This window comes from Occallatibacter sp. (genome assembly GCF_049802275.1).
Lineage (GTDB): Bacteria > Acidobacteriota > Terriglobia > Terriglobales > Acidobacteriaceae > Telmatobacter.
In genome coordinates this window covers 1-3,076 of sequence record NZ_JBARMD010000712.1, presented here as the reverse complement: position 1 = coordinate 3,076, position 3,076 = coordinate 1, and the positions used below count along the sequence as shown (strand labels likewise).

General features: G+C 58.0%; 3 protein-coding genes. 1 reads left to right on the top strand and 2 read right to left on the bottom strand.

The genetic code is table 11. The annotated features are described in order from the left end of the window. A partial coding sequence (locus tag WA354_RS24025; RefSeq protein WP_472815559.1) for a transferrin receptor-like dimerization domain-containing protein occupies window positions 1-861 on the top strand: 861 nt, incomplete at its 5' end. Between the two features lie 346 nt (window positions 862-1,207). Here WA354_RS24025 and WA354_RS24020 read toward each other — a convergent pair. After that, window positions 1,208-2,002 (bottom strand): hypothetical protein, encoded by a 795-nt coding sequence (locus WA354_RS24020; RefSeq protein ID WP_472815558.1) that lies wholly within the window; start codon window positions 2,000-2,002, stop codon window positions 1,208-1,210. Window positions 2,003-2,230: 228 nt separating this feature from the next. Further along, on the bottom strand, window positions 2,231-3,076 hold an 846-nt coding region (locus WA354_RS24015; RefSeq protein WP_472815557.1), incomplete at its 5' end, for an APC family permease.

Sequence of the window (3,076 nt, the reverse complement as noted above, 5' to 3'; positions counted from 1 at the left end):
GTCTGGAAACGTGCTCGCCTCGCCGCCCGTCTGCGCGGCACTCCCGAGATGCGCACCGAAGCTAAATCCCGCACCGATTCGCGCATCGGCGCCCTCGGATCTGGCTCCGACTACACCGTCTTCATCGACCACCTCGGTGTTCCCAGCGCCAACCTCGGCTACGGCGGCGAAGACCAGGGCGGCGGCCAGTACCACTCCGTCTACGACGACTTTTACTACTACACACATTTTCAGGACACTGACTTCGTCTACGGCCGCGCGCTCGCGCAAACCGCCGGAACCATGATGATGCGCATGGCCGACGCCGACATCCTGCCCTATCAGTTCACCGATCAGGCCGACACCATCCGCACCTACGTGACCGAAGTTAAAAAACTCGCCGACACCATGCGCACCCAGATCAAGGACCGCAACGCCGACCTCGCCGATGGCGTCTACAAGGCCGCCGCCGATCCGAAGAAGACCAGCGTGCCGCCTCCGGTTGATGTCGTGCCGCCCTACTTCAATTTCGCCCCCCTCGATCAGGCCTCCGACGATCTCACCGCCGCGGCCGCAGACTACGAGAAGGCCTTCACCGCACACGCAGACAACGTTGACCCCAAGGTCAACGTGCTACTGATCTCAACCGAACACGCCCTCACCGATCCCGCGGGCCTGCCCAATCGCCCGTGGTTTGAAAACATGGTCTACGCCCCCGGATTCTTCACCGGCTACGGCGTCAAAACCCTGCCCGCTGTTCGCGAAGCCATCGAGCAAAAGCAGTGGTCCGCCGTCGATCCCCAAATCGCCAGAACCGCCGCCGCCATCGAACGCGAAACCGACAAACTCAAGGCCGCAACCAACGCCCTGAACGGCGAATAAATCCGGCTCACTGCGGAAAGTCTCACCAATCTCTCTCCGCATCAATCAGCACGATTCTGCGTGCCCCATCCATGACGCAGCCTCATCGCATCATGGGTGGGAAAGTGGGTGACGACTTTCCCGCGATGCGCCAATCTCCTTCGCGCTAGACTAAACACAAATTGCGATGCGCGTCCAGTTCCTTCGCGCTAAATAAAAGTTGTCATTCCGACCGGAGCGCAGCGGAGTGGAGGAACCTGCAGTTGCTCATCTCTTCGTAAGCCCAAAACATCTCAATTTCCGAATCGTCCACCACCCAGTCCTTACTCAGGATTTCCCAGTGATTGTCTAATTTTGTCCCATAGAGTCAGTGGTCCGAGATAGGCTGGATTGACGAAACGATTGCGTTGATTTCCTCCTGGGTGAGCACCTGCCCATGCCCCTCCGGCCCCATGACATCCAAGGCGTAGTGCCGGTCTGCGGCGTCGAACAAATCTAGATGCGCTTCGTAAGGTGGAACGTTCGGATTCCCCAACTGAAATCCTCGAATCTCTCCAGAGGAGATCGCGTAGATAGGGGTCAAGCGGTGTATCGACCCTACGAGAACAGTGAGCTTTGTTAACAGTAGGAACTCGGCTCTCTGGTTTTGTCGAGAGCGAAGTCTCCACCATTTCACCTGGTCCGGTGTCGTTGACATCACAGCTTGCATCAGCTTGAACTTGGAACGGAGTAGCCCTTGCTCAAGGAGTTTTTGAGCGCCCTTGTTTAAGACCGCGCCGAAGACCAAATCATTCACATCGCTCGGCGCGTTTTTGATCCATATTTCCCCGTCGCGGGATTGCACGATCATCGTATCTTCAGCCGTGTGGATGACTACGCCTCTAGGGAATTTAATATTGAAGCCGTAGCCTTCGATGATCGCGCTAGACAGGGGCGCCTCGGCCTTACCTGAGAGACTCACGGGCACGAGGCCGAATCGAGGATCCGATTTGAGTCCCTGTGCGGTGATCCAAGGCGATAGCAGGTAATAAGCGGAACAGATAATCAGGGCACCCAAACACAACAGCCCAATGATCTTTCCAGAAACCTTTGCAAACCGGGAGACTATGCGACCGGCCAACGTCCACCGCACATGCCACCATTTGAGTGCTTGATCTTCCACGCGCCGATGATAGCAGGGCATATATTCGACGCGGGATTAGAGCAACTAGTGTATTACCATCTAACCGGACAGAACTCGAAAATGGATGACTTCCGGATTGTCCACCATCCGCCCTTGGAGTGCGGAACGAGAGTCGGAAAGCTCTCGCGGCTGGCAAAACGGGGAGATCATTGCACCACATCTCGGACCATTCTTGTCCGGACCACGTGCCGCAGACACCACGCTCACCTAGCTTGGATGTGTATCCTCCGCGCCACCAAACGGCCACTGGCCCAGCCCTTTCGCGCGCCAAAGATAGATCAAGGTTCCGCTAACCGCAATGCCGCCGGCCATCGCCAGCCCGCTCATCGCGTTACTGCGGTTTACCAGGATGAACACAAATCCCGCCATCGCCAGCACTGGCGGCAGCGGATACAGCGGAATCTTGAACGGACGCTCCAACTCCGGCCTCTGCCAGCGCAGCAGAATCACCCCCACATGCTGCAAAAAGAATTGCAACAGAATCCGAGTCACTACCAGCATCGTGATCACCTGCTGCAAGCTGAAGAAGCAGAACACCGTGGCCACCAGCCCCAGCGCCACCAGTGACCGATGCGGAATCCCATGCTTCGGATGCACTGCCGCCAGAAAACGAAAGTAGTTCCCGCTCTGCGCCGCTGCAAACGGCACGCGCGAATATCCCAGCAGCAACGAGAAGACTGATGCAAACGCCGTCCACATGACGAGCGCCGCAACTGTGTAGCCTGCCCACCGTCCGAAAGCCGAGCGCGCAATCTCCGCGACCAGTTGCAGGCGCAGAATCGCACTCTCCTTCACATGTGCCGCTGCCTCGTGCATCGACGGCAGCGCCGAAAGATTCATCACGACATAGAGCGTCGTCACAAACAGCACCGACAGCAGGATCGCGCGCGGAATCGTCTTCTCCGGCTGCTTCACTTCGCTGCCAAGGAAAGTGATGTTGTAGTAGCCCCAGTAGTCGTAAGTCGCAATCAGCGTCGCCTGCGCCAGTCCGCCAATCGCCACCGCAGCCGACTGCGCCGGACTCGCCGGCATATGCCAGCCACCCATCGCGGC